This is a genomic window from Burkholderia semiarida, from assembly GCF_029268935.1.
Lineage (GTDB): Bacteria > Pseudomonadota > Gammaproteobacteria > Burkholderiales > Burkholderiaceae > Burkholderia > Burkholderia semiarida.
Genome location: NZ_JAHLCL010000001.1, coordinates 328388 through 352413, shown reverse-complemented (window position 1 = coordinate 352413; position 24026 = coordinate 328388). Strand labels below are relative to the sequence as shown.

23 protein-coding genes are annotated in these 24026 nt (G+C 64.5%); 11 read left to right on the top strand and 12 right to left on the bottom strand.

All coding sequences use genetic code 11. The annotated features are described in order from the left end of the window. The first annotated feature begins 60 nt into the window (after positions 1-60). Complete coding sequence (locus KPB06_RS01605; RefSeq protein ID WP_059581446.1) at positions 61-1146, top strand: tartrate dehydrogenase; 1086 nt, start codon at positions 61-63, stop codon at positions 1144-1146. 465 nt (positions 1147-1611) lie between these two features. On the opposite strand, the gene KPB06_RS01600 is transcribed toward KPB06_RS01605, so the two are convergent. From KPB06_RS01600 to KPB06_RS01585, 4 genes are all read right to left on the bottom strand, one after another. After that, positions 1612-2091 (bottom strand): nuclear transport factor 2 family protein, encoded by a 480-nt coding sequence (locus KPB06_RS01600; RefSeq protein ID WP_059581450.1) that lies wholly within the window; start codon positions 2089-2091, stop codon positions 1612-1614. Between the two features lie 64 nt (positions 2092-2155). Continuing rightward, a complete protein-coding gene (locus KPB06_RS01595; protein WP_275905521.1) occupies positions 2156-2761 on the bottom strand; it encodes a TetR/AcrR family transcriptional regulator in 606 nt (201 codons plus the stop codon). Between the two features lie 547 nt (positions 2762-3308). Continuing rightward, positions 3309-4337 (bottom strand): L-threonine 3-dehydrogenase, encoded by a 1029-nt coding sequence (gene tdh, locus KPB06_RS01590; protein ID WP_006480187.1) that lies wholly within the window; start codon positions 4335-4337, stop codon positions 3309-3311. A 13-nt stretch (positions 4338-4350) separates the two neighbouring features. Then, entirely contained in the window at positions 4351-5550 is a 1200-nt protein-coding gene (locus tag KPB06_RS01585; RefSeq protein ID WP_059581457.1) for a glycine C-acetyltransferase, read from the bottom strand. 158 nt (positions 5551-5708) lie between these two features. On the opposite strand from KPB06_RS01585, the gene KPB06_RS01580 reads away from it, so the two are divergent. The 3 genes from KPB06_RS01580 to KPB06_RS01570 all read left to right on the top strand — a co-directional run bounded on the left by KPB06_RS01580 (position 5709) and on the right by KPB06_RS01570 (position 7961). Beyond that, positions 5709-6320, top strand: coding sequence for a helix-turn-helix domain-containing protein (locus tag KPB06_RS01580; RefSeq protein ID WP_275905276.1), 612 nt, complete (start codon positions 5709-5711; stop codon positions 6318-6320). A gap of 141 nt (positions 6321-6461) precedes the next feature. After that, positions 6462-6839, top strand: coding sequence for a DUF2471 family protein (locus tag KPB06_RS01575; RefSeq protein WP_059581462.1), 378 nt, complete (start codon positions 6462-6464; stop codon positions 6837-6839). Between the two features lie 102 nt (positions 6840-6941). Next, on the top strand, positions 6942-7961 hold the full coding sequence (locus KPB06_RS01570; RefSeq protein WP_060317664.1) for a tyrosine-type recombinase/integrase: 1020 nt from the start codon (positions 6942-6944) through the stop codon (positions 7959-7961). Between the two features lie 136 nt (positions 7962-8097). Here KPB06_RS01570 and KPB06_RS01565 read toward each other — a convergent pair whose 3' ends face one another. After that, positions 8098-9279, bottom strand: coding sequence for a DNA-binding protein (locus KPB06_RS01565; protein WP_059581468.1), 1182 nt, complete (start codon positions 9277-9279; stop codon positions 8098-8100). Between the two features lie 1822 nt (positions 9280-11101). Between KPB06_RS01565 and KPB06_RS01560 the strand changes: the two genes are divergently transcribed. Then, positions 11102-12469, top strand: coding sequence for a replication initiation protein (locus KPB06_RS01560; protein WP_059581471.1), 1368 nt, complete (start codon positions 11102-11104; stop codon positions 12467-12469). A gap of 92 nt (positions 12470-12561) precedes the next feature. On the opposite strand, the gene KPB06_RS01555 is transcribed toward KPB06_RS01560, so the two are convergent. The 3 genes from KPB06_RS01555 to KPB06_RS01545 form a co-directional block, all read right to left on the bottom strand. Continuing rightward, complete coding sequence (locus KPB06_RS01555) at positions 12562-13623, bottom strand: ParB/RepB/Spo0J family partition protein (RefSeq protein ID WP_060317669.1); 1062 nt, start codon at positions 13621-13623, stop codon at positions 12562-12564. Positions 13624-13646: 23 nt separating this feature from the next. Beyond that, complete coding sequence (parA, locus tag KPB06_RS01550; protein WP_059581476.1) at positions 13647-14309, bottom strand: ParA family partition ATPase; 663 nt, start codon at positions 14307-14309, stop codon at positions 13647-13649. A gap of 655 nt (positions 14310-14964) precedes the next feature. Then, complete coding sequence (locus tag KPB06_RS01545; RefSeq protein WP_146075231.1) at positions 14965-15288, bottom strand: hypothetical protein; 324 nt, start codon at positions 15286-15288, stop codon at positions 14965-14967. Between the two features lie 136 nt (positions 15289-15424). Here KPB06_RS01545 and arsC point away from each other — a divergent pair, with 136 nt between their 5' ends. Beyond that, on the top strand, positions 15425-15781 hold the full coding sequence (gene arsC / locus KPB06_RS01540; RefSeq protein WP_059582173.1) for an arsenate reductase (glutaredoxin): 357 nt from the start codon (positions 15425-15427) through the stop codon (positions 15779-15781). A 148-nt stretch (positions 15782-15929) separates the two neighbouring features. Here arsC and KPB06_RS01535 read toward each other — a convergent pair whose 3' ends face one another. Then, positions 15930-16145 carry a zf-HC2 domain-containing protein gene (locus KPB06_RS01535; protein ID WP_081059312.1) on the bottom strand — a complete coding sequence of 72 codons (216 nt, stop codon included), beginning with the start codon at positions 16143-16145 and terminating at the stop codon, positions 15930-15932. Further along, complete coding sequence (locus KPB06_RS01530; RefSeq protein WP_059581479.1) at positions 16123-16722, bottom strand: RNA polymerase factor sigma-70; 600 nt, start codon at positions 16720-16722, stop codon at positions 16123-16125. The genes KPB06_RS01535 and KPB06_RS01530 overlap by 23 nt, the downstream gene beginning before the upstream one ends. Before the next feature lie 369 nt (positions 16723-17091). On the opposite strand from KPB06_RS01530, the gene KPB06_RS01525 reads away from it, so the two are divergent. After that, entirely contained in the window at positions 17092-17646 is a 555-nt protein-coding gene (locus KPB06_RS01525; protein WP_059581481.1) for an NADPH-dependent FMN reductase, read from the top strand. 68 nt (positions 17647-17714) lie between these two features. Here the strand turns inward: KPB06_RS01525 and KPB06_RS01520 are convergent, their stop codons facing one another. Then, positions 17715-19964: a hybrid sensor histidine kinase/response regulator gene (locus tag KPB06_RS01520; RefSeq protein WP_059581483.1), complete on the bottom strand. Its 2250-nt coding sequence runs from the start codon at positions 19962-19964 to the stop codon at positions 17715-17717. A 473-nt stretch (positions 19965-20437) separates the two neighbouring features. Between KPB06_RS01520 and KPB06_RS01515 the strand changes: the two genes are divergently transcribed. The 3 genes from KPB06_RS01515 to KPB06_RS01505 are packed head-to-tail and all read left to right on the top strand — an operon-like array spanning position 20438 to position 22363. Continuing rightward, complete coding sequence (locus KPB06_RS01515) at positions 20438-20806, top strand: response regulator (RefSeq protein ID WP_011548759.1); 369 nt, start codon at positions 20438-20440, stop codon at positions 20804-20806. Continuing rightward, positions 20799-21425, top strand: coding sequence for a chemotaxis protein CheC (locus KPB06_RS01510; RefSeq protein ID WP_059581485.1), 627 nt, complete (start codon positions 20799-20801; stop codon positions 21423-21425). Before KPB06_RS01515 ends, KPB06_RS01510 begins: the two co-directional genes overlap by 8 nt. Continuing rightward, positions 21422-22363, top strand: coding sequence for a GGDEF domain-containing protein (locus KPB06_RS01505; RefSeq protein WP_059581488.1), 942 nt, complete (start codon positions 21422-21424; stop codon positions 22361-22363). Before KPB06_RS01510 ends, KPB06_RS01505 begins: the two co-directional genes overlap by 4 nt. 15 nt (positions 22364-22378) lie before the next feature. Here KPB06_RS01505 and KPB06_RS01500 read toward each other — a convergent pair whose 3' ends face one another. Next, positions 22379-23263 carry an alpha/beta fold hydrolase gene (locus KPB06_RS01500; RefSeq protein ID WP_104013290.1) on the bottom strand — a complete coding sequence of 295 codons (885 nt, stop codon included), beginning with the start codon at positions 23261-23263 and terminating at the stop codon, positions 22379-22381. Between the two features lie 205 nt (positions 23264-23468). On the opposite strand from KPB06_RS01500, the gene KPB06_RS01495 reads away from it, so the two are divergent. Further along, positions 23469-23801 (top strand): hypothetical protein, encoded by a 333-nt coding sequence (locus tag KPB06_RS01495; protein ID WP_059581495.1) that lies wholly within the window; start codon positions 23469-23471, stop codon positions 23799-23801. The last annotated feature ends 225 nt before the right edge of the window (positions 23802-24026 follow it).

The window sequence follows — 24026 nt, the reverse complement described above, 5'->3', positions numbered from 1 at the left end:
AGAATGACGTGACGGGCCGCTGCCTTCCCGGTAGCCGGCCGAACAGCCAAGGAGATTTGCATGACCGACAGGACTTACAGGATCGCCGTGATCCCCGGCGATGGCATCGGCCGCGAAGTAATGCCCGAGGGCCGGCGCGTGCTCGACGCCGTGACCGCGCGCTTCGGCATCCGCTTCGACTTCGTCGAGATCGACTGGGCGAGCTGCGACTACTACGCGCAGCACGGCACGATGATGCCGGACGACTGGAAGGCTCAACTGTCGGGCGTCGACGCGATCCTGTTCGGCGCGGTCGGCTGGCCCGCGACCGTGCCCGATCACATTTCGCTGTGGGGCTCGCTGCTGAAGTTCCGCCGCGAATTCGACCAGTACATCAACCTGCGGCCCGCGCGCCTGTTCGACGGCGTGCCGTCGCCGCTCGCCGGCCGCCGCGCGGGCGACATCGATTTCATGATCGTGCGCGAGAACACCGAGGGCGAATATTCGTCGGTTGGCGGCACGATGTTCGAAGGCACCGAGCGCGAAGTCGTGATGCAGCAGTCGATCTTCACGCGGCACGGCACCGAGCGCGTGCTGAAATTCGCGTTCGAGCTCGCGCAGCGGCGCGCGAAGCGCGTCACCGTCGCGACGAAAAGCAACGGCATCGCGATCAGCATGCCGTGGTGGGATGCGCGCGCGGCCGAGATGGCCGAACGCTATCCGGAGATCGCGGTCGACAAGCAGCACATCGACATCCTGTGCGCGCGCTTCGTGCTGCAGCCGGACCGCTTCGACGTCGTCGTCGCGTCGAACCTGTTCGGCGACATCCTGTCGGATCTCGGGCCGGCCTGTACGGGCACGATCGGCATCGCGCCGTCGGCGAACCTGAACCCGGACCGCACGTTCCCGTCGCTGTTCGAGCCGGTGCACGGCTCGGCGCCCGACATCGCGGGGCAATACATCGCGAATCCGGTCGCGATGATCTGGTCGGCGGCGATGATGCTCGACTTCCTCGGCAACGGCACGGGCCGCGAACGCGACGCGCACGATGCGATCGTCGCCGCGATCGAGGACGTGCTGCGCACGGGGCCGCATACGCGCGATCTCGGCGGCAAGGCGGGCACGCAGGAAGTGGGCGAGGCAATCGCCGCGCGGGTCGCGGGTTGACGGTCATGCCCGGCGCTCGCGCCGGGCGGCGTCGCGTGAATCCGGCTGCGGTGAGCGACACGCGATACGGTTGCGCACTTGTGCGGACTCCGTCGATGCGTCGGCAGTCAAATCGAGCGGTGAGCAACGACGCATCGCAACGCGCACTGCTTGCACAGTTTGTCGTTGAAAATCGAAGTCGATCCGACCGGTGAGTTGCACGCCGCACTCGCACACACCGATCATCAACACACGATCGCATCGACGCGATCGGTGAGATGCCTCACGCGGTGAAGCACACCGCTGCACGTCGCCACATACGCCGCCTCACCGGGCGCAACGCCGCGTCGACCTGTTCGAGGCACACAGCTCGACGCGACATTTCACCTCGTCCCGAAAAATCTCACCTTCAGCGGACGGCTCCCGAATTTCCTCACCATTGAACCCCGGTGATGCGTTCGCCGGTCCGTTGAACGCGTGCTCGCATCACAGCCCGAGGTCGGACAACCCCGGATGATCGTCGGGGCGACGGCCGAGCGGCCAGTGATAGAGACGGTCCGCCTCGCGAATCGGCAGATCGTTGATGCTCGCGTGACGATGCGCCATCAGGCCGTTTTCATCGAACTCCCAGTTCTCGTTGCCGTACGAACGGAACCAGTTGCCCGCATCGTCATGCCACTCGTACGCGAAGCGCACCGCGATGCGATTGCCGTCGAACGCCCACAGCTCCTTGATCAGCCGGTAGTCGAGTTCGCGCGCCCACTTGCGCTGCAGCAGCCCGACGATCTCGTCGCGGCCCGTCACGAATTCCGCGCGATTGCGCCAGCGGCTTTGCGGCGTATAGGCCAGCGACACGCGTTGCGGGTCGCGCGTGTTCCATGCGTCCTCGGCGGCGCGCACTTTCTGGCGCGCCGTTTCGAGCGTGAAGGGCGGAACGGGCGGACGAACTTCGGGGGAAGCGGACATGGGTTGCTCCTGTTCAGGGTGGTGGCCGCGAACGCACGCGGCCGGTTCGGATTCGCTGCGTCGGCTACCGCGATACGGTATCGAGCAGCAGTTCAGCCGTCGCGCGCGCATCGCGCGCGGCGTTTGCATCGCCACTGACGAGCGCCACGCCAATCGCGCCGTCGATCAACACGAGCCACTGACGCGCGATGCGCGCGAGCCCGCGGCGCTCGATGCAGGTTTCGTCGGCATAGGCGTCGAAGCGCTCGCGCACGAACGCCAGCAGGCGTGCCTTGTGCATACGGGCGACGACGCGCACGGGATCCTCGGCGTCGGGTATCTCGCCCGACGCATTCAGGAACGCGCAGCCGTGAAAGTCGGGCTGCCCGAACCAGTCGCGCAGCACGTCGAACATGCCGAGCAGTTGCGCGCGCGGCGTCTTGCCCCGCGCCAGCGTGGCTTCGACGAACCAGCGCATCCAGCGCTCGTCGCGACGTTCGAGCGCGGCGACCACCAGCGCCTCTTTCGATTCGAAATGCGAATAAAAGCTCTTTCGCGCCGCGCCGGATCGCTTGACGATCGCATCGACACCGGTTGCGTGGATGCCGCCCGAATAGATCAGCGCTTCGGCCGCGTCGAGCAGCCGCTCGCGAACGCCCGGTTCGCCGGAGGAGTCGAGAAGTGGGTTCATGGGTTTACGGTAGAACGATCGTTCTACCTTGTCAATATCCGGATGAAAAAGCCCTGTCGGCGGGAGGGCTGAAACGTGCCCGAAGCGCTGGCTCGTCGGGGTGAGCCTTCCGTTCGAGCCGTGCGGATGGGAAGGTGAACGAATCAGGTAGGGGTCGGCGCACCGATCGGTGTCGATAACGCCTCGTATCAGTGAGTCGCAACGCAGCGTGCGGCTCACGGTGGACGTGCCGGGTCGGTACGATCTCGCATACGGTCGCGAGCGAACCCTCGCACGCCAAGCGAAGCGGGGAAGCGCGTGGAAGAGGAGAAACGGGCGCCGAATGCTATGACGGCGAGAAGCGAAGCAGTTGCCGAGAGGTGACGCGAGCCTGCTATTGCGCATCACCTATGCGCGATCGTGTGATGATTCGGCGCACGAACACGGCTCCCGAAAAATCTCACCTCAAGCGTTCAATCGTGCGTCCGCGGCGCGACGGTGCGTGTGTGCAAACGAAAACGGGGCAGCCGGCAAACGTGCCGCGCCGCCCAGTCTCTCGATACCCGACTCAGACCGTCCAGTCGAGAATCACCTTGCCGCTTTCGCCGGACAGCATCGCGGCGAAGCCTTGCTCGTAATCGTCGGCCGCGAAGCGATGCGTGATGATCGGCGACAGGTCGAGGCCGCTCTGCAGCATCGCGACCATCTTGTACCAGGTCTCGAACATCTCGCGGCCGTAGATGCCCTTGATCTCGAGCCCCTTGAAGATCACCTGGTTCCAGTCGATCGCCGTCTGCGCGGGCGGGATGCCGAGCAGCGCGACCTTGCCGCCGTGGTTCATCGCCTCGAGCAGGCTCGTGAACGCGCTCGGCACACCGGACATCTCGAGACCGACGTCGAAGCCTTCGGTCATGTGCAGGTCGGCCATCACGTCGCGCAGCGACTCGCGCGCGACGTTGACCGCGCGCGTCGCGCCCATCTTGCGCGCGAGTTCCAGCCGATAGTCGTTGATGTCGGTAATGACGACGTTGCGTGCGCCGACGTGCTTCGCGATCGCAACGGCCATGATGCCGATCGGCCCCGCGCCGGTGATCAGCACGTCTTCGCCGACCAGGTTGAACGACAGCGCCGTGTGCGTCGCGTTGCCGAACGGATCGAAGATCGACGCGAGATCGTCGGAGATTTCCGGCGGAATCTTGAACGCGTTGAACGCCGGAATCGCCAGGTATTCGGCGAATGCGCCTTCGCGGTTCACGCCGACGCCCACCGTGTTGCGGCACAGATGCCGGCGCCCGGCGCGACAGTTGCGGCAGAAACCGCACGTGATGTGGCCTTCGCCGGACACGCGATCGCCGATCGCGAAGCCGCGCACTTCCTGCCCCATCTCGACGATCTCGCCGACGTATTCGTGGCCGACGTGCATCGGCACCGGAATCGTCTTCTGCGCCCAGTCGTCCCACTTCCAGATATGGATGTCGGTGCCGCAGATCGCCGTGCGGCGGATCTTGATCAGCACGTCGTTGTGGCCGACTTCGGGACGCTTCACGCGCGTGAGCGTGAGGCCGGGGCCGCGTTCGAGCTTTGCCAGTGCTTTCATGGTCGCGCCTCCGTCAGATGATGCCGAGCGACTTGCCGACGCGCACGAACGCGGCGACCGTCTGGTCGATCTGCTCGGGCGTATGCGCGGCGCTCATCTGCGTGCGGATGCGCGCACGGCCGCGCGGCACGACGGGGAACGAGAAGCCGATCACGTAGACGCCTTCGCCGAGCAGCCTGTCGGCCATGTTCGTCGCGAGCTGCGCGTCGCCGAGCATCACCGGGATGATCGGATGCGCGCCCGGCACGAGCGTGAAGCCGGCTTCGGTCATCTGCTTGCGGAACCGCGCGCCGTTCTCGCGCACGCGCTCGCGCAGCTTCGCGCCTTCGTCGCTGCCGAGCAGTTCCAGCACCTTCAGCGACGCCGCGGCGATGCTCGGCGTGAGCGTGTTCGAGAACAGATACGGACGCGAGCGCTGGCGTAGCAGCTCGATCACCTCGCGACGCGCGGCGACATAGCCGCCCGACGCCCCGCCGAGCGCCTTGCCGAGCGTGCCCGTGATGATGTCGACGCGGCCTTCGACGCCGCAGTGCTCGGGCGTGCCGCGGCCATGCGTGCCGATGAAGCCCACCGCATGCGAATCGTCGACCATCACGAGCGCGCCGTATCGATCGGCGAGATCGCAGATGCCCTTCAGGTCGGCGATGATGCCGTCCATCGAGAACACGCCGTCGGTCGCGATCAGCTTGTGGCGGGCGCCCGCGGCGTCGGCTTCCTTCAGCTTCGCCTCGAGGTCGGAAAGATCGTTGTTCTTGTAGCGAAAACGCTTCGCCTTGCAGAGGCGGATACCGTCGATGATGCTCGCGTGGTTCAGCTCGTCGCTGATCACCGCGTCGTTCTCGTCGAGCAGCGTCTCGAACAGCCCGCCATTCGCGTCGAAGCAGCTCGAATAGAGGATGCTGTCCTCGGTGCCGAGAAACGCGGCCAGCGCGCTTTCCAGTTGCTTGTGCACGGTTTGCGTGCCGCAGATGAAGCGCACCGATGCCATGCCGAAACCGTCCTGGTCGAGGCCGGCCTTCGCCGCGTCGACCAGGCGCGGATCGTTCGCCAGGCCCAGATAGTTGTTCGCGCAGAAATTGAGCACGCCGGCACCGCCGGCGAGCCGCACGGCTGCCGCCTGGGGACTCGCGATCTCGCGCTCGGTCTTGTAAAAACCGTCCGCGCGGATCTGGTCGAGCGTCCCGCGCACCTGGGCGAGAAAGGCATCACGCATCGCAAAGCTCCTGACAGGGTTTCGCATTCCGCAGCGCACCGCTCGTGGCGGCGCAACGGCCTGCTACTGTTATAGTCGGTCGTTCGGTTGACCGCATTTATCCGATATTCCGAACTAGAATTCGAAATATCGAACAACTCTAAGCGAACGGAATCCAAATGGCAAGTTCCCCCGGTTCACGGCGCACGCCTGCCGGCGCCGCCCCGCAACCGCCTGCCGCGACCCCGCCGCGCGTGGGCGAGCAGATCCAGCGGCTGCGCAACGAGCGCAAGCTGACGCTCGACGACCTCTCGCGCGCAGCCGGCGTATCGAAATCGATGCTCTCCGAGATCGAACGCGACAAGGCCAACCCGACGATCGCGGTCGCGTGGCGGCTGACGAACGCGCTCGGCATCACGCTCGATGAACTGTTCTCGCAGCCGAAGGCGCCCGAGACGATCCGCGTGGACGGCCCGCACGACATTCCGACGCTCGCCGGCCACGACGGCCGGTACCAGTTGCGCGTATGGGGCCCGATCGACCTCGCCGGCAAGTTCGAGTGGTACGAGCTGACGCTGCCAAGCGGCGGCGCACTGGTATCGAACGCGCACGAACCCGGCACGCGCGAGCACCTCACCGTGCTGCAGGGCGCGATGGAAATCGAGGCCGCCGCGGCCAGCCGACGCCTGAAGACGGGCGACACCGCGCGCTACCCGGCCGACGAGCCGCATGCGATCCGCAACCCCGGCAGGACCGAAGCGCGGGCCTTGTTGATCGTGATCCATCGCTGACGGCGCGTATAGTCGGCCAAAAGGCAGATCGCAGGCCAGTTGCGGAAAACACTGTATGTTTGTACAGTATACGGACATTCCGCCATGCATGGACCGGAGCCGGCGCACCGAGGCGCCCGCCCCGGTCGACAGGAGCCTGCAATGACAGAAGAACAAGATTTGGCCGCGCTCAGCTTCAAGGCTGCCGCGCACGACCTCGAACTGATCGTTCGCCATATCGCCGCGCGCTACATCCGTCAGCGCGTACCGCTGACATGGCGCCTGCTGCACGCGATCGAAGCCGAAGCGCTCGCCGATCTCGGCTTTGCGAGCCGGCACGACGCCGGCATGCGGCAACTGTTCGAACGACCGTCCGACATGACGTTTCCCGAAACCGACGATCCGATCGACTTCGGGCGCTCGAACGCGCTGCCCGCGGTCTTTTCATTCGCCGTTCTCGCGTACGAAGCCGCAGCAACCACACACGACACCGCGCGGCCCGTGCGCGCTCACCGCCCGTCCAAGGCGTGGGGCGACTGATGGCCGAGCCCCGGCCGCGATGCATGGCGGCCGGTTCACCCGCGTGCTGCCCGATACGTTGCGAAAAGGGCTACGATATACGCAACTAACGGAATTAACACCATGTCCCTTCCCGCCTCTCCCGACACCGCCGCGCGTGTGGAAGAAAAGGATCTGTTCGACCGCGACGCATCGGACTGGGTCGTCTCGCCCGAAGCCGCGTTCGACGCGTGGCTCGCGATGCAGGACTATCGCCGCTCGTCGGCCGATGTCTATCGCGCGCAATGGGGCGCGTTTCTCGCGTGGATGCGTGCGCATCAAAAGAATCTGGCGACGGTCGATACGCCGACCATCGCGAACTTCGTCGGCGAGTTGCCGATCAAGAAGACACAGCGGATGCGCTATTTAAGGCTGATCGAGCGTGTGCTCGACCATATCCGCCGCACCGAATACGCATCGACCAATCCCGCCCGGTTCATTGCTCAGGATGGCGAAGCGAACTGGCGCAAGGCCCGCGACAACGAACCGACCGGCTTCCTCACGCCGGCGGAACGCGCGACGTTGCTCGCGTATCTGTTCTCGCCGATCGGCGTATCGGGCGCCGCGTACTGGAAGGAGCGTCGCGACCGCGCGCTCGTTGCCGCGTTTCTCGGCGCCGGCATCAAAACCGGGGAAGCGCGCGCGCTTACGATTAGTTGCATCAATACGAGCGGCACGTCGCTGCGGATCGAGTCGACGCATCCCGATTACGCGCGCGAAACCCATCTCGCCTCGTTCGCGATCGCATTGCTCGAAGCCTGGCTCACCGAACGCAAACGCCAGGAGATTCCGGGAGAACTCGTGTTCCCCGCGTCGCATGCCGGGCGGCCGATGCACAAGGCAACGATGCTGCGCGCGATCGACGCGATCGTCGAATCGGCCGGGCTCACGTCGTCACGCACCGCGCGCGCAAGCCCGCAAACATTGCGCAATACGTACGCGGCCGAACTGTTCGAGCACGACGTCCCGCCCGAGCGGGTCGGCAAATGGCTGGGCTTCATGCGGCCGATCTCGTCGAATCGCCTGCATCGCGCATGGAAAAACTGGCGCGACGGGCTGGCCGACGACAACGGTGACGCGTCCGACCGCGACGAAACTCACTGATCGGGAAACGGCTGCTCACGCAAAACGATCCGTGAGCAGCCTTGCGTGGCGCAGCCTCACCATTTCACAGCTCCCGAAAAACCTCACCTCAAGTCTCCCGGATATTCTCACCTGTGCGGTGTCGCCGGCTTCCGGGTCAAGTCTGCGCGAAACGCGCGGCGGCTTCGAAACGGGACGGCCATGGGCCCGAAGCGTGCTCGCATTCGGGGCACGCGACTTCAAAGCCGTCGTCACCGTGTGACAGTTCCGGCTCGCCGTCGCAATGCGGGCACCGGGCCGGCGCCGGAATCTCGTGATCCAGCGAGGTGCCGATCGCGGCATACGCGTTCGCATCGAGTTGTCCGGCATCGGCTAGGCGCCGGAGCAGCGCGGCGATTTCCGGATTCATCCCGCGGTTCGCGCGCAACGCGTTCGCGTCGCGCATCGCGCGGTCCAGTTCGTCGCTCTGGGTACGCAACTGTTCTTCGAGCCGGTCGGCGCGCGCCTTGGCCGAGCTCAATTGCTGCAGGAAATCGAACTCCTTGCGCTGAACGTCGCGCAACCCGCTCTGGTAGGTCGACGCCATGCTGCGCAACGCGTCCAGTTCGACCAGCATCGGCTTGACGCGGCGTTCGGCTTCGGCCACCGCATCCTTGATTTGCTGCGCATAGTGCTCGGTGCGCTGCTGCAATTCGGCTTGCAACGCATCGATGCGGTCGCGCAACGCGGCATTCTGGGCCTGTTCGGCATCGAGGCGGCCGGCAGCCGCGGCCAGTTCCTTTTCCAGTCGGGCGACTGTGGTGAGCAACGTTGCTTCGCTTGCCGAACCGTGCGTGGTCTGCGACGCAAGCTGGACCTCGAGTTCGGTCACCCGCGCCTGCAATTGCTCGTTTCTCGCTTCGCCGCGCGCGAGCGCTTCTTCAAGCGTTTCCTGGCGGACGGTTGCGTCACGCAACCGCTGTTCGGCCGCGGCCACATCGGCGCGAACCTGCTCGCGGTCGCCGTCGAGGCTGTCGCGCGCCGCTTTCAACGCCTCTTCATAAAGTGCGCCCAGCAATGCGCCGGCCTTTTCCTCGACGGCCTTCGGGATCGCCGCGCCGTCGAGCCTGATCTTGGAGGCGGAACGGATGCGCTCCCAAAAGTGATCGATGTCTTTCGGGATGTCGCTGGCGCTGCCGGTCTGGGTGAGATCGCGCACGTTGGCGGCCGACGGCCGGATGCCGAGATCGAAAAACAGGCGCTTGCACGCATGCAGCGACAATTCCTGACGCCGTGCACCGCTTGCGCGCAGCGATTCCAGTTCTTCCCGAATGACTTGACGCATTTCGTCCAGGGTCATGACAACACTCGCAGGCAATGAAGTGTTGCAATCATAACGAAACACGTATTTTTTGATACTTATTTCGACGGTCCGTTGTGAATTTACGTCGTTTTGCACCGAAATCAGCGCTGCGAACGCGTTTGGCCGAAGGTGGCCTCGGATTCCGTGAAACAAAGCGAAGAAAATCATCCAAGTCTTTGTTCGGCAAGCGTTTTTCAGCGGACCCCGAACTTTGGTATTTGTTTCACATGACATCGGATCCGATGGCCCGTGGGTGTTCAGGGGTCGGGGTATCTGTGGAAAACTCGTCAACCGATGTCTTGAGAGTATTAGAAGTAAACACCCTTGAACCCTTAGTTAAAAACGTTAACGCCACGGCACAGCCTTGTGGCACAAGGCTTTCCGGCCGACAAGGTGAAGTTTTACGGGAGCCAAGGTGATCTTCTGCGGGAGCTGACGTGATGGGGTTCGGGGAGCTGCGTGAGCCGTTGCAGGAAGGGTCGTGAGCGGATTCGGGATCACAGTAAAACACGAGTTTTCCCAAAGGTGAGGGTTTTCGGGGTCATACAGCCATGGAACCCGCACTGCGCCTGACCGCACAGTTTTCTGCCTGTGCAGACATAGGTGAGAATTTGCGGGACCTGTTTCGCGCCCCGATTTTGCCCATTTTTTGGGCAGATTGGATGAAAGGTGAGATTTCACGGGACCTCGCGGGAATTTGCTGTGAGGATTTCCGGGAAGCGGACGCCATTTTGCACAGCAAAAGTGCTCTCCGGTGCCTGTGATGCCCCAAAGGTGAGGTTTTTCGGGAGGGAAATCCGGGTCTTCCTGCCCCTTTGCGCGCAAGGTGAGCTTTTTCGGGGCATGGATCACAGGCTGTGGCCTGGCTGAAAGGTGAGATTTTCCGGGAGAGATATCTGCTCGAAAAATGGGCAAAGGTGAGGCTTTTCAGGACCAGGGACCGGTCGAATTCGCCGAAAAGCCCGCCAGGACTGGAAGAAATCTCGTTTTTGCTGTGCCACTTTTTGGCACAGGTGAGATTTTTCGGGGGAGGGCCTACGGTCGTCGTATGAAGGATTCCAGCCGAAAGGTGAGGCTTTCCGGGAGATCGCGGCGATGCACAGCCAAATGCCTTCTGTGCATAAGTATCGGAAGAAATTGAAGTTTTTGATACCGGGCCGGTTACGGTGAGGTTTTTCGGGAGCCATTTCCGTGCCCGCCGCAGTGCCGCATTTGATTGGTAAGGTGAGCGTTTTCGGGAGTCGTTGGCGCTCGGTCCCGCGTCCGTCGGGCATTTATCGGTATCCGGACGAATCGACCTGCTGTGCTCGAGGTGAGTATTTTCGGGACCCGATACGATTTGCGCGCTGTACAATGCGCGCCCGGGCCAGCCAATCACGCGTTGTTCGGGCCGCGCGTGCCGGTTTCCGCGGTGCTTTCCCCTATGTCGGAGCCGAATCGACTTCCTCGCGAGCCATGCCTGTACATGCATACAGGCCGGTGTGCTTCAGTCGCGGACGGGCGGTGAGGTGCAGTCGCAAGCCTGTGTCGAACTCTCGGCTGCGCAGTCGCAAAATTACGACAAATCGAAAGGTGAGCCGATACGGGAGCCAATTCCGCACGTGTCGCGCACAGGGGAAATTCTGTGAATCGGCGCATGCCGCGGCACGTCTGGAAGAGTCCGGAACGCCGCCCTGGCCGACCGGTGAGCGTTTTCGGGAGGGGTTCGGGTGAGTGCCGTTTTGCCGGCGCGCTTCACCGGCTATGGTGAGCATGTCGTTCTGGACGCACATCACCGCAGGCGCTATCCTTCCGGGAAACTTCTCCTCCGACCCGACGTATGGCCACGACGAAGCGCGCCAAGAAAACCGATGTGGATGTGGTGAGTGCCAGTTCAGCCGAATTGCGAAAGGCCGTCGAGGCGATCGCCATTCAGCCGAAGAGCGGCAAGATCACGCTCCTCACTCGCAAGCTGTTCAATGTCCTGCTGGCCGTCGCGCAGCAGGCCGACGATTCGGGCGATACGTATCGCGCGCTGCTGTCGGACATCGTTGCCAACTCCGCTTTCGATTCGAACGACACCGCATTGGTGAAGGAACACCTGCGCCGCATGGTGTCGGTGCAGGTCGAATGGAGCACGGGGACGTCGAGCCAGAAGCCGGGCCGCAAGTGGGGGATCTCCACGCTGATTGCCGATGCGGAAATTCTCGAGGATCCGACCACCCGCCGCGTATGGGTCGAATTCTCGTTCGCGCCGAAGATCAAGAAGAAGCTGCTCGACCCGGTCCAGTATGCGCGCCTGAGCCTGCAGTTCCAGAGCCAGCTACGCAGCAGCGCGGGGCTCGCGCTGTACGAGATCTGCGTGCGCTACCTGACGAACCCGAGCCATTTGACGATGCGCGAGCCGTGGGAATGGTGGCGGCCGATTCTGTCGGGCACGCCCGACACGGAAGCCGGCGACGAAGCGAAGCGCGAGTACAAGTACTTCAAGCGCGACTACCTGCGTCCCGCGATCGCGGAAGTCAATGCGGTCACCAACATCTTCGTCGAACTGATCGAGCACCGCGAAGGGCGTCGGGTGGCCGAGATCCAGTTTCGCGTGACCGAACGCAAGCAGCCGATGCTCGCGCTCGACGAACACCCGAACGTGTTCGACAGCACGCTGGTCGACCGGATGGTGAAACTCGGGATCCCGCTGAAGGAAGCACAAACACTCTATGCGGACAGCGAGGAAAACCGGATTCGCGCCGCATTGCAGATGACCGAGCAGCGGATGCGCAGCACGACGCTGCCGCCGGTGCGCAGCGCGCCGGCGCTGTTCAAGGACGCGCTGAAGAAGGGTTATGCGCCGCCGGTCGAGTCGGTCGACGCGCTGCCTGCCGGCACGCCGTCCGCGAAGGCTGCGGCTGCGCAGCCGGACGATCTGAAGGCTCGCCTGCTGAGCGAGTTCGCGGCGTTCCGCCGCAAGGAAGCGAAGGTGCTGTACGAGGAGCAGGGCGACGCGGAGCGCGAAGTGGCGCGTGAGTCGTTCGAATCCGAGGCATTGCCGACGATGGGCTCGCATCTGCGCGACGACTGGCGCAAGCGCGGCCTCGATTCCAAGCTGGCCGAGACGGCCTTTTTCGACTGGCTGGCCCAGAAGACCTGGGGCGAGCCGACGGACGGCGATCTGCTGTCGTTCACGCTGAACCAGTCGCGGGCCGCTTGAGGCCTGCTCAGGCCCGCTGACGGGCCGCCGCCGGTCCCATCCATTGGTCGGGCGGGACCGGCGCCCTTGTCAGGCCCTGCCGGCCGCTTCCATTACTCCGACAACAGCATCCGCTCGAGTTGCTCGAGGATCGCGTCGCGCTTGTCCTTCGGCAGGCCGCGCAGGCGCAGTTCGATGCGGTCTTCGCCATACGATTTCAGATCGCCGACCGACTTGCCGCCGAGCTTGATCTCGAGACGCTGCGCGTAGCGCTGACGGCCCGCGGCCTTCGGCGTCTCCTGTGCCGCGACGCGGCCCTTGACGATGTCCGACACCTGGCGCGTGCTGAGGTCGTCCGACACGATCTTGTTGATCAGCCGCAGCGTCGCCTCGGTGCCGCGCGCGTTGTGATAGCGGCCGACCTGATACGCCATGTTCGATCCGAAGCGATCGGGGCGCGCGACCATTTCCTGCATGATCGCTTCCGGCAATTTGCCGATCGACAGTGCGACGGCCACCGTCGATTCGTCGAGGCCGAGATGCTCGGCGAGTTCTTTCTGGCTCTGGAAATGCTTGTCGTCGAGGAAGCGGCGCCACACGACGGCATTGTCGAACACCGTCTGCGAATCGCGCTGAACGTTGAGGTCATAGCCGAGCTTGTAGCTCTGGATGCCGATCGGCACGTCGATCACGATCGCCTTGACCGACTCCTTGTTCGCTTCCTTCAGCGCCCGCACGCGGCGGCCACCATCGCTGACGAAATACGTGCCCGGGTTGTCGTAATCCGGAATCACGTGGATCGCTTGCTGCTGCCCTTGCTTCGCAAGGTTCACCGCGAGTTCGGCAATCGACGATTTCAGATAGAAGTGCCGCGGGTTGAACGGGCTATGTTTGATCGCCTTCAACGGCAACTCGATCACCTGCCCCGGGGCATAGCGATTCTCGAGACGCCACGCGCGATATTGCTGCGATTCGTCGATCGACGGGTCGATCGTGAATTCCGGAGCAGGCGGCGGTGCGATGTCCTTCTTCGTGGATTTGGTCGACGCCGGGGGCGGCGTCTCGGACTTGACGATGCCGTCGATCGCATTGAGCCGATCGAGCGCCGTGCGCTTCTCGCTCGTCGTGATATCCGGGCGCGCTTGGAATCCTTTGGCAAATTGGGAGGGTTTCATGTGACTCCTTTGTGCGCATAAAGTCAGGGCAGCATGGCGACGATTTCGTCGGCACATGCGCGAATTTCGGAGGCGGCCAGCTTGCCGCCACGATCGTTCATTTGCAGCACGGTCTGACCGAGCGCCATCGCCTGCTTGTACGCTTCCCGAGTCGGGATCTGCGTCTTCAGCAACGGAAAGCCGAGTTCCTCGAGCGCACGCTTGAGCTCGCGGGTCAGCATGCGTTTCTCTTCGGTCTTGTTCAGCAGGAAGACCGCGCGGAGGTCTTCGTTCATCACCTGCGCCTGCTGAATCAGTTTGACCAGCCCGACGCTCGACCAGTAATCGGCCGGCGACGACGATGTCGGGATCACGGCAATCGATGCGGCCAGCAGGACGACACCCGAGACTTTCTCGGTGATCGACGGCGGGCAGTCCACGACGATGATGTCGTAATCGTTGATGAACTTCTTGATCTCGCGATGGATCTGGCCGTCGGCTTCGGCAAGATTGACGACCGGAAACGGGATGCCGTTTTCGCTGTCGCCGGATGCGCTCGACCAGTGAACCAGCGTGTTTTGACGGTCAGCATCGATGACGAGGACGCGCTTCCCTTTTTCATGGAACGCGGCGCCGAGATGCATGGCAATCGTGCTTTTGCCGACGCCACCTTTTTGTTGAGTGACTGCAATAATTTCCGCGGCCAATTTTCACTCCTGTTTTGGTCGTTGGAATTCTACAGGACGATATTTGAATTTCAATGAAATTGTCGGTCGACAACGACGCATTGGCCATTCGGACGATCGGTTTATGCGCATAAACGAAGTGGCGAAGATGGCGAGCTCGTTGGGGCGGTGTGTTGGAGGTGGCGAAGCTGAGATAGAGGGGTGATGGGCTGCGTGGTGGGATGGTCTTCACGCGCTACATCGCCGGGCACCTGTTCGTCACGGGGATATCGCGTTGCTCTGCCCTTTCCGGGGCGGATAGGACTGTCGGCGAGCCGGGGAGTTTGTGCGCATAAACTCCGCAGTGGGCGAAGCGATGAACTCTGTGGGGAGCGTGCGTGTCGGGCATCTGCGAGCGAGCGATCTGCGCGCTCCGAGGCGAATGCGCGACCCTGAGTCGCCTCCGTGAACGGGCATGCCTCAGGGTGACATTCTGTCGGCCCGCAGCGTTTATGCGCATAAACCAGACGCAACGATGATCCGCGATGAAGGGCCGCAGCCGACACCTCACCGAATCAGGCGACCCATGATGTCGTGTCGGGACGGTCTGTCGTTTGCAGCGATCGCCCGGTGCCGTCTCGTGTCGGCATCGCCCAAGGCCCGAGTCAAGCCGTGCGTCGCCCGACAATCGCCGGCATTATGCGCATAAACCTGCCCCAGGCAGGCCGCCGATGATGTCGCGCTGAGTGGCTGATTGATACAGCGATCGCCCTCTGCCGCCTTGTGTCGCATACGTCCACGCCCGGAGCCGCGCGTCGCCTCGGCCAAAAATCGCTGGCTTTATGCGCATAAACCACTCGACGCGCCGGGCCATCACGCCCCCACCATCGGAGATAACCTGTGCGACACATTGCTGGGCAAATTGCAGTCCGCGAATCCTGCGCACCAGATGTTCTAGCTTTATGCGCATAAACAACGGCTCTTTGAAGCGTTTTCGAACACCGGAGACACGCTCTTCCATCACAGCGCGTTGCTAAACCAAACCGTCTCAGCCACTTGTCGAAAGGAACGCCACCCCGGTCTCGGCTGAACCACGCCACCAAGCCCCTCAATGCAGAGTGGCTACAATACAGGGCTCCCCCACCCAGGCTTGAATGATGATCACGATCTACCACAACCCCCGATGCTCGAAGTCCCGCGAGACGCTTGCGTTGGTCGAGTCGCTGAATACCGCCGGCACGCCGTTGACCGTCGTCGAGTATCTGAAGACGCCGCCGACCGTCGAGGAACTGGAAACGATGCATCAGCAGCTCGGCCGGCCGGTCCGCGACATGCTGCGCGACGGTGAGGAGCCGTACAAGACGCTGAATCTGGCCCGCGCTGATCTGACCGACGCCGAAGCCTACGCGGCGATCGTCGCTCATCCGATCCTGCTGCAGCGCCCCATCGTCGTGTATCGCGGCAAGGCGGCTATCGGTCGACCGCCCGAGTCGGTGAAGGCGTTGTTCAAATAATTCTTGTCCGGCGTATTTTTCTTATTGCATCAATGCGGCCCAGCCCGGCACGCGCAACGGCATCCAGGCCGACGCAACCTCCAGGCCGCCTGCTAGCCGTCACCGGAACGATACGCCGACATCGCGGCGCCTCGGGCGTGAACACGCCCTAGCCGCCACCGGACGGCCCGTCATCATCATCCGGCTCCCGCCCCGCGGCCGCTTTCGCGGCCGTCCGCAACAGCGCGATCTGCCCGCGATAGGCGCGGCATCCGCTGCAGGTCGGCAGATGCACACGCACCTGCAGGCGCTCGTGCAGTGTCAGAGGCCGGTCGAGCGCATCCGACAGCAGTCGTGTCACGTCAGTACATTTCCCCGGCAGCATCTTCGGTCGTCAGTCCTTTTTCGCTCAGGCAGGTTCGCAGGCGCGTGCGTGCACGGTACAGCAGCACGCTGCAATGATTCGTCGTCAGCGTCAATTCGCTGCAGATGTCCGGAATCTCGACGTCGAGAAATTCGCGCATCATGAACACGCGTCCGATCTGCTCCGGCAGATGGTCGAGGCACACCTGGAACAGCATCCAGAACTGCTGTTGCTGCAACAGCGTCTCGGGTTTCGGCCACGGTCGCGGTTTCGCATGCGCGGCCCAGTGCCCGTTGTCCTTGAACAGTTCGCGATCGAGCACGGATTCGCCGTCGAGCTCCGCATCGAGCGCGGTCAGGCTCACCATCCGCTGCCGCGCGCGCAGCACGTCGATCAGCTTGTTGCGCAGGATGGCGAACACCCACGTCTTGTGGGCCGATAGCCCCGCGAACTCGCCGGCATGCGACCACGCGGCGGCCAGCGCTTCCTGCACGGCGTCTTCGGCCGCGTCGGCATCGCGAAGCTGGAGTCGTGCGAAGCGCAGCAGATCGTGCCGCAGTTGTGCGAGATAGGCGGGGTCGTCGTATGCGGACGGCATGTGTGGGTTGTCGTGTTTCGAAGCGATCGCGCATGCGTCACGGAACGGGCGCATCGCGGTGCGAGCAGCTTACTGGTTGCGGTGCCGCCCTGCAACGCCATGTTCCGTCGCGATTTCATGAAGCCGGCCGCCGCGCTGCGCTATGCTTGCCGAACCCTCGTCTCGCACGTCGAAGGCGCCGCGCGGCGGGCAAACTGTAACGTCGGAACATAACGGTCGAGTTATCCACAATTTCTGTGGAAAACCTTGTGGAAAGTCGGCCGGATGGCCCCGTCGGACGGCTCGCGGGCTGGCTTGCCTATAAACAGACCTTTGTCGCCCATTCGGAAGCAATCGCTCCGATTCCTCACTTACCGGAAGGAGAATGCCATGTCCTATCGAATTGCGGTCGTCGTCGGCAGCCTGCGCAGCGCTTCGACGAACCGTGCGCTCGCGCACGCCGTGATCTCGCTCGCCCCCGCCGATTTTTCGTTCGAGTTCGTCGAGATCGGCGAGCTGCCGCTGTACAGCCAGGACTACGACGCGAATTTCCCGGAAGTCGCGAAGCGCTTCAAGCAGTCGATCGAAGCCGCCGACGCGTTGCTGTTCGTCACGCCCGAGTACAACCGGTCGATTCCGGGCGTGCTGAAGAATGCGCTCGACTGGGGCTCGCGCCCGTGGGGTTCCAATTCGTGGTCGGGCAAGCCGGGCGCGGTGCTCGGCACGTCGCCGGGCGCGACGGGCACCGCACTCGCGCAGCAGCACCTGCGCAACGTGCTCGCGTACCTCGACGTGAAGACGCTCGGTCAGCCCGAGATGTTCATCAAGCACGACCCGGCGCGCATCGACGACCAGGGGCAGATCGTCAGCGAGGACACGCGCAAGTTCCTGCAGGGCTTCGTCGATCGCTACGCGGGCTGGGTGCGCCTGCTGAAATCGGCGTGACGTCGTTGGCCTGATCGCCGCCGCGCCGGTTCACGCAGTCGCGCCGGCGCCGGCCCGCACGTGGCCGGTCACGCGCCGGCGTGTCGTGCGTCGCGCGCTTCGCGGATGCCCAGCAGGATCTCGTCGAGCAGCGCGATATCGAACGGCTTCGACAGCACGCGGACGTTGACGGTGCGCGTGCGGTCGAGCTCCTCCGCATAGCCCGTGACGAGAATCACCGGCAGCTTCCCCGGTCGCTTCTCGACCGCTTCGGCCAGATCGATGCCGTTCATGCGGCCCGGCATGTGGATGTCCGAAATCACGAGGTCGAACGCGTCGTTCGCCGCGGCGCCCTCGATCAGGCGCAACGCGTCGTCGGCGGTGGGCGCATAGGTCACGCGATGACCGAGCAGCGACAGCAGCGCTTCGGTGCCGGCCGCGACTTCGCCGTTGTCCTCGACGAGCAGCACGTGCAGGCCGGCGAGCGTGCCGTTCCCCGCATCGTGCGCGCCGGCCGCCGGCCGTGCGACGACGTCCTCGGCGCGCGCGCGCGGCAGGTACAGACGCACCGACGTACCCGCGCCGACCGCGCTGTCGATCGTCGCGAGGCCGCCCGAGCGTTCGCAGAACGCGAATACCTGCGGCAGGCCGAGCCCCGTCCCCATTCCCTGCGCCTTCGTCGTGAACAGCGGTTCGAATGCGCGGGCGAGCACGTCGGGCGCCATGCCCGAACCCGTGTCGTCGAGCGAGATCTGCACGAACTCGCCCGTCAGCGGGAAGCCGTCCTCGCGGCGCAGCGTGACGTTGCGCGCACCGACCGTGAAGCGTCCGCCGGTCGCCATCGCATCGCGCGCATTGACCGCGAGGTTGATCACCGCGAGCTCGAGCTCCGCGACGTCGACGCGAATCGGCCAGACGCCCGGCTCGATCGCGACGACCAGCGACGACTTCGACCCCAGCGACGTCTTCAGCAGTTCGCGGCACGTGCCGAGCCATTGCCCGATGTCGATCGTCTCGTTGTGCAGCGGCTGCTTGCGCGCGACGCCGAGCAGTTGGCGCGTGAGCGACTGCCCGTTCTTCAGCGCGCGTTCGATCGCGCCGAGCTCCTTGTCGAGATGCTGGACGCCGCGCCGCCGCGCGATCTGCACGTTGCTGGAGATGATCATCAGCAGGTTGTTGAAGTCGTGCGCGACGCTGCCGACGAGATTGCCGAGCGCCTGCATCTTGCGCGACTGCCGGTACGCCGATTCGATCGAGCGCCGCATCGACGCTTCGGCCTGCCAGCGGTCCCACGCCTCCTCTTCCGCCTTCAGCCGCTTGAGCGACAGCCAGATCACGGACCACAGCGCGACCGACGGCGCGAACATCGAGATGAACAGCACGCTCAGGTGTTCGTACCATTCATGCCAGATCGCCGACGTGCGGTATGCGCAGGTCACGAAGACCGGGTAGCTGCCGACCTGGCGATACGCGACAATCTCGCTGCTCGCGCCGTCGTGGCGCACGCGCACGACGCCCGCGCGCGGATCGTTGTGCGCATTGCCGAACGTGACCGAGCGATCGGTGTGCGCGAGCGACGGCGGCGGCGGATACGACGCGATCACCGCGCCGTCCGAGCGCGCGAGCGCCATCGTCATCGGCGTGCTCGCGCCGCCGAGCAGGTCGCGGTAGAACGCGTTGAAATACGACGACTTCAGTGCGATCGACACCATGCCGGCGAACGAACCGTCGCTATGGCGTCGCGCGACGCCCGTGTTGAATACGGGAATGTTCTCGAGCTTGAGCGGCCCCATCATCAGCCGCGAGATGTGTTCGATGACCTTGCCGTCGCGGATGCCGGCGAAGTCGTCGCGGTTCGCGATCGACGCGTACGGCGCCGGATAGTACAGGCTGTTGGCGAGCAGCATTCCGCTCGCGCCGAAGATCGACACGGCGGCCACCTGCGGATAGCCGCCGCCGATGGTGTTCAGCGCTTCGTGGATGTCCGATTCCCTGCTGCGCACGGCTGCGTCGTCCATGTCCTGCACGAGATCGACGATGCGCGCATCGAGCGTTTCGCTCAGGTCGAACACCTTGAGCGCATGCTCCTCGGCGACGCGCACGGTGCGCATCGTCACGTCGCTCGCCGCGGCCTCGCGCGCCTTCAGGTCGTTGTACGCCATCACCGCCACGTAGATGCACGGCAGCACGATCGCCGCGACGAGCAGCACGATCAGCGTCACGCGGCGTACCGCGAAATCGTGCTCGGGCGCGCCGGACGCGTAGCTGCCGTCGTCCTGCCAGTCATCGGCGGGAGCGGGGGCGGGAGCGCGGGAGTCGGCAGGCCGTTCGGACGTCATCGAGGAAAGCGGGTGAAGCGGAGGTGTCTGCCATCATAAACGAGTTGCGGCGGCCCGCCGCGCGGCGCCGTACGGGCGCAATCCTGTCGTATGTGACAGAGGTAAACCGTCAGATTGAAAACGCGACGAATCCGGCAGCGCAAACGTACACAAGGAAAAATTTTGCGTGCTTATCTCGAAAATGGTCGCGCCTGTTTTCGGAATGGCGCGCGATCGGATCGATTCTGTTCGAAATGGTGAATATGGCGAGTTGCATCGCCTCCGGTTTACTCCGAGAATCGCGCCTTGCTTTCCCTATGACAGATACATGCGCCCGCCGGCGATTGCCGCGCGGTGCGTCGCGCGCACCTGCGTCGCGGCGCCCCGTGCGCGGCCGCAAGGCGGTTGCCCGCGCCCGAAACGCATGGCACCTAAAGAAGTGCGCCGCGCGGTCGTTAACGCGAGAGAGACCATTCCGTATACCGCATCGCCCCATGCCTTTGCCGATTGTAATTGCCGACGATTCGCTGCTCGCTCGCAAACTGCTGACAAAGGCGCTGCCGGGGGATTGGGACGTTGACGTCGCGTATGCAGCGAATGGTCGCGAGGCCTTGGCGCTCTATCGTGACGGCAAAGCTTCCGTGATGTTTCTGGACCTGACGATGCCCGACATGAGCGGATATCAGGTCCTGGAAACACTGCGCCACGAAGATCTGAACACGTTCGTGATCGTGGTATCCGCCGATATCCAGCCGCAGGCGCAAGCACGCGTGCGTGAATTGGGCGCGATCGCATTCGTTGCCAAGCCCGTGACGTCGGAGGCATTGCTGCCCATTCTCAAGGAGTATGGGTTGTATGCCTGAATCGGTGTTCACGGCGGAGCAACGCGACGCGTTGCAGGAGATCGCCAACCTTGCAATGGGCCGCGCCGCCGCGCGGCTGGCGTTGCTGCTCGGACATTTCATCGAGCTGTCGGTGCCGCGCGTGCGCGTCGTGAAAGCGGCCGACGCGAGCGACGCGCTGCGCGAGATGACAGGCATTCACGACAACGTGACCGCCGTGCGCCAGGGCTTCCGTTCCGACATCAAGGGCGAGGCGATCGTGCTGTGCCGCACGGCGGGTGTCGCGCGGCTCATGTCGGTCGTCGACCGCACGTTCGGCGACGGCGTGTACGGCGGGATGGCGACGCCGGACGAGCTCGTGTTCGACGTCGCGAACGTGCTGATGGGCGCCTGCGTCGCGTCGATCCTCGACGAACTCGGCCGCAAGCCCGTGTTCTTTCCGCCGGGGCTGCTCGGCGCGAACGTGTCGTTCGACGACGTCTTCCAGCCGAACGAACTGGGGTGGAGCGTCGCGCTGCTGCTCGAGGTGAACTTCGGGCTCGAGGACCACACGTTCCGCGCGCATTTCGTGATGCTGATGGCCGAGGATTCGATCCGGCTGATGGGCGACGCGCTCGACGCGTTGCTGTCCGCGCTATGACGGCCGCCGCCCCGTCGCTGAGCGACCTCGTGATCGAGCGGGTCGGCTTCGGCCTGTTCGTGCTCGACCGTTCGATGACCGTCCTGATGTGGAATCGCTTCATGCAGGACCACAGCGGCATTCCCGCCGCCGACGTGATCGGCCGCAACCTGTTCGACCGCTTTCCGGATCTGCCGCGCGCATGGCTGTCGCGCAAGCTCGAGAGCGTGTTCCAGCTCGGCAGCTTCGCGTTCAGCTCGTGGGAGCAGCGGCCCTACCTGTTCCGCTTCGAGCACGACCGGCCGATCACGGGCGGCGTCGACTACATGCAGCAGGACTGCACGTTCATGCCGCTCACGCGCGGCCGTGACGTCGAGGCCGTATGCGTGACGATCTCGGACGTCACACATGTGAGCGTGATGCAACGGGAGCGCGAGGAAGCGGTCGCGAAGCTGCGCGAACACGCGAATCTCGACGGGCTGACCGGCATCGCGAACCGGCGCTTTTTCGAGGTGCGGCTCGGTGACGAATTCGCGCGCTGGCAGCGCTACGGCGGCGACCTGTCGGTGCTGCTGTTCGACCTCGACCACTTCAAGACGATCAACGACCGCTTCGGGCATGCGGTGGGCGACGCCGTGCTGCGCGAGACGGCGCGCCGCGTCGCGTCGATCGTGCGCGCGCAGGATACGTTCGGCCGTTTCGGCGGCGAGGAATTCGCGCTGCTGCTGCCGTGCACGAATCTCGACGAGGCGATGCGGGTGGCCGACAAGGTGCGCGAGGCGATCGGCAGCGTGCCGGTCGACGCCGAGGGCGTCAGCGTGCCGGTCACGGCGAGCGTCGGCGGCGCGTGCGCGAAAGCCGGCGCGTCGACCTGCGACGTGCTCGTGAACGAGGCCGACGCCGCACTCTATCGCGCGAAGCGGCTCGGGCGCGATCGGTCGGTCGCGTACGCCGACTGACCGCGCCCGCCCCGCTCAGCTTTTCGCGATGTCGGCGAGCACGCCGGCCAGCACGGCCGGCTGCGACACGAACGGCGAGTGGCTGCTGTCGAGCTGGTGCACGTGGGTCGGGTTGCCGGGCGCGAACGCGTCGGCTTCGTCGATGAAGCGCTGCTGCAGCGCGGGCAGGATCACGCGATCGGCGAGGCACTTGACGTAGTGACGGTCGATCGCGCCCCAGCGTGTGGCAGTCGTCGGGATCGCGGTCGCGAACGGCGCGGCCGGCACGTCGCAACTCATCAGGTTCGCGACCGCATCGAAGTCGGCCTGCGGCACGTCTTCGTACAGCGCGCGCTTCATCAATTCGCGATACGCGGCATCGCCGCTGTGCGGATCGATGCGCAGCGCGCCGGCCACGCGCGGGCTCGCGAGCATCAGCGGGCCGAGCAGCTCGCCGTTGTTTTCCGGCGCGCGCACGTAGTCGAGGCCCGGTACGCCCGACGCGGGCATGAAGGCCGCCAGATAGACGATCTTCGCGATCTTCTCCGGCGCGCGTTCGGCGGCCGCCGTGATCGCGAGGCCGCCCATGCTGTGCCCGACCAGCACGACCTTGCCGCGGCCGAGCGCGTACGCGTCGTCGACGGCCTGCATCACCTGCGTCGCGTAGTCGTCGAGCGTCGTGTTCGCGACCGGCGACGGCTCGGCGCCGAACGCGTCCTTGTCGAGCGGCCGCGCGAGATACGACGCGGGAAAGCGTGCATGGATGCCGTGCGCGGGCAGGTCGCGCGCGATCGACAGGTAGCCGCGCGCGGCGAGCGCGGCCGCCACGTGGGCATAGCACCACGCGCCATGCCATGCGCCGTGCACGAGCACGAAAACGGGATGATCGGACTGAGGGGTGGCGGTGTCGTTCGTCTCCATGGTGTCCGTGTTTTTTCGAGAAAGGTGTTCATCTTAGACGAAGCCGCGCGCCGCCCGGCATGAACGCCGGGCCCGAGCCAGCGCCGGTTCGCACCGGCCGTCGCGATACAGGCCATTTGTCTCGTACAGGCCACATTTCGTCCTGATCTGATTTGAATTTGCGCCGAAGCGCGCTAATTTGTCGGTTTGCCTGCGATTGCACCCCATGAACGTCGACTACCTCTTCTATCGGAAGCCGGACAAACCTGGCCCCTATTCGCTCGACGACTTGGGCGACATCGCGCCGCCGATCGGCCCCGGTGAACTGGTGCGCGCGGGCATCGCGCGCGTGTTCGAGCAGATCGACTGGCAGGAATCGCCCGACGTGCCCGGCGCGTGGTTCGGCACGGGCGGCGCGGTGTTCCAGTTCACCGCCGAGCCCGACGGGCGCGTGACGAGCTTCATGGGCTCGCGCCTCGAGCGCCGCTCGATGCTGCAGCTCACGCGTGAAATGGGGCTCATCGCGCTCGACCTGCAGCGCGACATCGTCTACGGCTGACGCGCCGCGCGGCATCCCTTCGCGAAGGCCGGCCGCACCGCCCTCGCGGCGGCGCTCGACACCCCGCCAGACCTGGCGCGTGTCCGCCATCGACCTTCAAAGATTGCTATACTTTCGGCCAATTCCGGCTTCCGGCCGGTAATTTGTGCCTGTCTGCGTCGATCGTTCGCATATCTCGCTCGCATTCGACGCCCTGACCATCCCAGCCGGGCATGGCTTCTTCAA